The following is a 4,529-nucleotide window of genomic DNA, read 5'->3' as shown; positions in this document are numbered from 1 at the left end:
GGTATCAGGATCCGATCTGCAGGCTTTGCTCGGCGCGACGCAGGCTTTCGGCCAGAACGGTCATGTCGTTGAAAGCGTGGGCGAGCGCAATGCCGCCCTGCCATTCAATCACCACCGCCCGCGCCCGCGCCATGGCGATCGACGGCCGCGGTCCGGTTTTCTGCAATTCGCGGGCAATGAAGCTGACCAGCAGTTCAAAACTCTGGCCGGCGCGTGCGGAGGCCTCAGGTGCCGTACGCCGGAAATCCCGCACAGCCGCATTGATCGGGCAGCCATTGACGACGCGGCTCCGGTTGGATTGGGCCAGACGTTGCAGCAGGAAGCGGATCCGCCCGCGCGGATCAATCGAAGCCGCCTCGGCTTCGGTGATCAACGCCCGTGTTTCGTCGACAAACACATCCGCCACCGCCAGAGCCAGGTCCGCCTTGGTGCGGAAATAGTAAAACATGTTGCCTTGCGGCACGTCCGCGTCACGCGCGATGTCGGCGATACTGGTTGCGGAAAATCCGCATTCCCAGAACAGCCTTGCGGCGGCCGCCACGATGGCTTCACGCCTTTGATCGCCCTTTTTCGACACGCGACACTCCCATTTCAAGTTGGACCGCTGACTCAAATTCCAGTGTGACACCCACACCCGCAGGACGCTTCGGGCAGGTATGGATCGGGCCTCGCTGCAATTACGTGCCTTACGGCAGATTACGCGCTTCCGAGACAAGCATGATGGGGATGCCGTCTCGCACGGGATAGGCCAGTTTCGCCCGCGGCGAGAGCAGTTCGTCCGTTTCCGCGTCAAACTTCAGCGGCCCATAACTCAGCGGACAGACCAGCAGTTCAAGCATCTTGACGTCAACGGCGCCGGTGGTGCGGGCGGATTTGGAGGCTTCAGAGGGCTTTTTCATGGTCCGGCATGCCTATTGAAGGATGCGCTCATAGTCGTCCGAATCGCGCGCCAGGGCAATCTCGGTAATGGCAATCAGTGTTTCCGCGCGTGTTTTCAGATCGTCTGCTTCAAGCAGCGCCTGTTTTTCAGCCGGCCCGTAAGGCGACATCATCGAAAGCGAATTGACCAGCGTCACGGTGCTCGCCCGTTCAACCGAATTCCAGTCGGCTTCAAGATTGTTGGCCTCAAGATAGGCCTTGAAGCTCGACAACAGCGCCAGCCTGTCGACCTCCGATCCGTCATCGGGCGCTTCGAGGTCGCCGAGAAACGGAGAAATATGGCAATTCCGGTACGGTTTGCGGCCTGTTTCGGCTTCCTCAATGACCCGGAACCGGCAAATTCCGCCCAGGGTGATCACATAGCGGCCATCACCGGTTTCGGCAAAAGAGGTAATCCGCCCAAGGCAACCGACCCGGCACAGATCCTTCACTGGTCCGCGACAAGACGCGACCTCCTCGAGCGCGGGCTGGATCACGCCGATCATCCGGTGGGTACTGAGCACGTCGTCAAACATCGAAAGATAGCGCGGCTCGAAAATATTCAGCGGTAATTGCGCACCCGGAAGCAGCAACGCCCCGGACAGCGGAAACACCGGAACCTGTTCCGGTATGTCCGATTCGATCCGATAGGATTTGTTACCGACCTGCATGCTCATACGCCTCATGTTCACTCTACATCGGAAAATGGGGCGAACCGGCAGAAACTCAAGTGCCTGGCTGAAATCAGACCGTCAGGAAAACAGCAGCGACGACAACTGACGCCGTGCCGACAGGGTTGCCGGATCGGTGGGGCCCCAGGCCTGGAAAAACTCCAGCAAGGCCTTGCGCGCCGCCTCGTCTTCCCATTGCCGGTCCTTGCGCATGATCGTGAACAACTCATCCGCAGCCGCTTCGCGGTAGCCCTGCGCATTGAGGATCTTGGCAAATTTCAGCCGGGCCTCGTGATCTGCCGGATTGGTGGCAAGCCGGGCCTCAAGTTCCACCGGATCGCCAAGGTCAGCAACTTCCCGCGCCATCTCGAGTCGCTTGAACACCGACAAAACCTCCGGATCCTTGCGGTCTTCCTCGGGAACGCCACTCAGCAGCTTTTCAGTCCGGTCAAGTTCGCCCGCGGCCAGCATGCAGCCGGCCATCCCGACGATCGCGCCGACATGACCCTGATCCATCTGCAGGATGGCGCCGAAGCCGCGTGCCGCGGTCTCGACATCACCGGCGGCCAGCGCCTCGCGCGATTGTGCCAGAACCTGTTCGACCTGATCTTCTTCTTCCGATTTTGCGGGTGGGCCGGCGACCTTGTCGATAAACTCGCGGATCTGGCTTTCCGGGAGCGCGCCCATGAAACCATCGACCGGCTTGCCGCCGGAAAACGCCACCACAGCCGGAATCGACTGAATTCCCATCTGTCCGGGAATGGCCGGATGATCATCGATGTTGAGCTTGACCAGCTTGACCCGGCCATTTGAGTCGCGCACCGCTTTTTCGATGATCGGCGTCAGCTGCTTGCAGGGTCCGCACCATGGCGCCCAGAAATCCACCAGCACGGTAACATCCCGCGAGGCCTCGATCACATCGGCGGTAAAACCGGCAGTCGTCGTGTCCACAATCAACTCGCCCCCGGCCAGACCGGCGCCACCGCCGCTTGCTCCGGCGGCTGGCTGCTTGTCGCCAAACGTCACCGTGCCGCTCATCTGGCCGCCGGAGGCCGGTGCATATGGATTGTCATAGTCGCTCATGGGTCTGATCCCGTACCTGCTGGAAGATGTTTGGCTCTAAGGTCGTGTCTTATCCCGAAACTTTCAAGATCAGCGGCTCGTGACCGGTGTGGCTCAGGAACCGCATCAGGTCCTCGCGCCCGATCGACGTGGTTGCATCATTGATCAACGGGTGGGCGTTGATAATGTCATTGTCCATCAGCGGCGCGTCAATGACGATTGTCACATCGTGATCCGGATCGTTGATCGCGCAGAAAATCGTCACGGAGCCCGGCGTCACCCCGAGCTTGTCCATCAGCGCTTCGGGCTTGCCAAACGAAACCCGGCCGCTGGCGCCGATCAGCGTATGGATCGACTTGAGATTGACTTCGGCGTTCTCTTCCAGCGTGACAAGAAAATAAGCGCCCTTCTTGTCCTTGAGGAACAGGTTCTTGGTGTGCCCGCCCGGGATCTGATCGCGCAGGCTCTGTGATTCGGCAACCGTGAAAACCGGCGCATGATCGGTCGTGGGATGCGCGATACCAAGCGCATCCAGACAGTCAAACAGCTCTTGGCGGGTCTTGGGCATGATTCGGATCTCGGTTCCTGCTGGCAATCATATTCGGCCTGACCAGGCGGAATGGCGCGATTTGGCACTTCTCCTGCCCGGTTGGCGCTCTTGATAGGCAACCCGTGAGCTCTGTGCAATGCCTGCCGGCTGCAAACCCCGACCCTATTGGTTTTGGCAACCTGACCGCACGCCGGTCCGCCCCGCGTCACCGGCATCTCCGGCATCAGGCTTGACCTGTGAAAATTCCCTGTTGCAATTCAATTCAGCTTGAGCCATATAGCGCCGGTCCGGATCCTTTGGGGAACGGATCTCCGGTCCGGACACCCACGGATCTGGTAATGAGCGGGCGTAGCTCAGGGGTAGAGCACAACCTTGCCAAGGTTGGGGTCGGGCGTTCGAATCGCCTCGCCCGCTCCAGTTTTCCACTTTGACAGTGATCACAAAGCTGGCTTCGATAGCCTCCGGCCTTGCCGGCCGGGAAGTCATCCGGCGGTCACGCCTGGGTGGAAGCGCAACTCTTTTCCAGGATTTTCGAAGCCATTGTCGCGATGTTGACCGAGACAAACCGCAGCCTGTCAGGCAACGCCGAGCAGGCCAGGCCGGCGATGGCCTGAACGGAAGCCCTCGAAACGGCCGGCAGACTCTCCTATATTGAATATCATGACCATGCCGGGTCAATGCAGGCAGAGGATAACCAATGGCTCGAAGTGATCAGACAGGGGATTGGCGGGACCGGCACGCGCCTTCCCTGGTTGAGTTCGAATCGCTCGCCATAGAGGCCTACGCCAAACTGCCGCCGAATTTCCACTCGCTGACCGGCGACGTATCCATCCTCATTGCGGATTTTCCCGATGACGATGTGTTCGAGGACATGGGCCTGGAAACCCCTTTCGATCTCCTCGGTCTTTTCGAGGGACGAGGACTGAGCGAGCGTTTCACCATCGAAACCGGAGAGCTCGCCAACAAGATTCTGCTCTACCGGCGGCCGATACTCGACTACTGGGCCGAAAACGATGAGACCCTTGGCGACATCATCGCCCATGTGCTGATCCACGAGATCGGTCATCATTTTGGCCTGTCCGACGACGACATGGAACGAATCGAGGCCAGCGTCCCGTAGGATTCCGGCAACCCCGGTTTATATCCGGTTTCAGCCGCAAATATCCCGCGCGATGCTTTCGAACAGTCGCACTCCGATCGGGATCAGCGCGTCGGGGAAATCATAATCAGGATTGTGCAGGCGCGGTGTGTCGACCCCCGCACCCAGCACGAACAGCACTGATTTGGACACCGAACCGAACAATCCGAAATCCTCCGACCAGCGGAAC

6 protein-coding genes, 1 tRNA gene and 1 pseudogene are annotated in these 4,529 nt (G+C 59.7%); 2 read left to right on the top strand and 6 right to left on the bottom strand.

Features of this window, described 5'->3' with window-relative positions; genetic code table 11:
* Positions 1-4: 4 nt before the first annotated feature.
* From ABJN75_RS14235 to ABJN75_RS14215, 5 genes are all read right to left on the bottom strand, one after another.
* Positions 5-577, bottom strand: a complete 573-nt coding sequence (locus ABJN75_RS14235) for a TetR/AcrR family transcriptional regulator (protein ID WP_348440239.1) — start codon at positions 575-577, stop codon at positions 5-7.
* A gap of 109 nt (positions 578-686) precedes the next feature.
* The gene (locus ABJN75_RS14230; RefSeq protein ID WP_348440238.1) at positions 687-899 is read right to left on the bottom strand and encodes a Trm112 family protein; all 213 of its coding nucleotides are present in this window, start codon (positions 897-899) and stop codon (positions 687-689) included.
* Between the two features lie 12 nt (positions 900-911).
* Complete coding sequence (locus ABJN75_RS14225) at positions 912-1,589, bottom strand: LON peptidase substrate-binding domain-containing protein (RefSeq protein ID WP_348440237.1); 678 nt, start codon at positions 1,587-1,589, stop codon at positions 912-914.
* Between the two features lie 81 nt (positions 1,590-1,670).
* Positions 1,671-2,672, bottom strand: a complete 1,002-nt coding sequence (gene trxA / locus ABJN75_RS14220) for a thioredoxin (protein WP_348440236.1) — start codon at positions 2,670-2,672, stop codon at positions 1,671-1,673.
* Positions 2,673-2,721: 49 nt separating this feature from the next.
* Positions 2,722-3,219 (bottom strand): prolyl-tRNA synthetase associated domain-containing protein, encoded by a 498-nt coding sequence (locus ABJN75_RS14215; protein WP_348440235.1) that lies wholly within the window; start codon positions 3,217-3,219, stop codon positions 2,722-2,724.
* Positions 3,220-3,543: 324 nt separating this feature from the next.
* Between ABJN75_RS14215 and ABJN75_RS14210 the strand changes: the two genes are divergently transcribed.
* Positions 3,544-3,618 (top strand) — tRNA-Gly (locus ABJN75_RS14210).
* Positions 3,619-3,898: 280 nt separating this feature from the next.
* Positions 3,899-4,321, top strand: coding sequence for a metallopeptidase family protein (locus tag ABJN75_RS14205; RefSeq protein ID WP_348440234.1), 423 nt, complete (start codon positions 3,899-3,901; stop codon positions 4,319-4,321).
* 30 nt (positions 4,322-4,351) lie between these two features.
* On the opposite strand, the pseudogene ABJN75_RS14200 reads toward ABJN75_RS14205, so the two are convergent.
* Positions 4,352-4,529, bottom strand: a pseudogene (locus tag ABJN75_RS14200) (amidohydrolase); the annotation flags it as partial.

This window comes from Hoeflea sp., from assembly GCF_039975035.1.
Taxonomy (GTDB): Bacteria; Pseudomonadota; Alphaproteobacteria; order Rhizobiales; family Rhizobiaceae; genus Hoeflea.
Note: the sequence above shows the minus strand (reverse complement) of the source record. Positions and strands in the feature narration are given on the sequence as shown.

What these genes read in the sequence shown, in the direction of transcription:
- ABJN75_RS14230 (WP_348440238.1), bottom strand. Translation starts at nt 899, where the DNA reads ATGAAAAAGCCCTCTGAAGCCTCCAAATCCGCCCGCACCACCGGCGCC.
- ABJN75_RS14205 (WP_348440234.1), top strand. Translation starts at nt 3,899, where the DNA reads ATGGCTCGAAGTGATCAGACAGGGGATTGGCGGGACCGGCACGCGCCT.
- trxA (WP_348440236.1), bottom strand. Translation starts at nt 2,672, where the DNA reads ATGAGCGACTATGACAATCCATATGCACCGGCCTCCGGCGGCCAGATG.
- ABJN75_RS14215 (WP_348440235.1), bottom strand. Translation starts at nt 3,219, where the DNA reads ATGCCCAAGACCCGCCAAGAGCTGTTTGACTGTCTGGATGCGCTTGGT.
- ABJN75_RS14225 (WP_348440237.1), bottom strand. Translation starts at nt 1,589, where the DNA reads ATGCAGGTCGGTAACAAATCCTATCGGATCGAATCGGACATACCGGAA.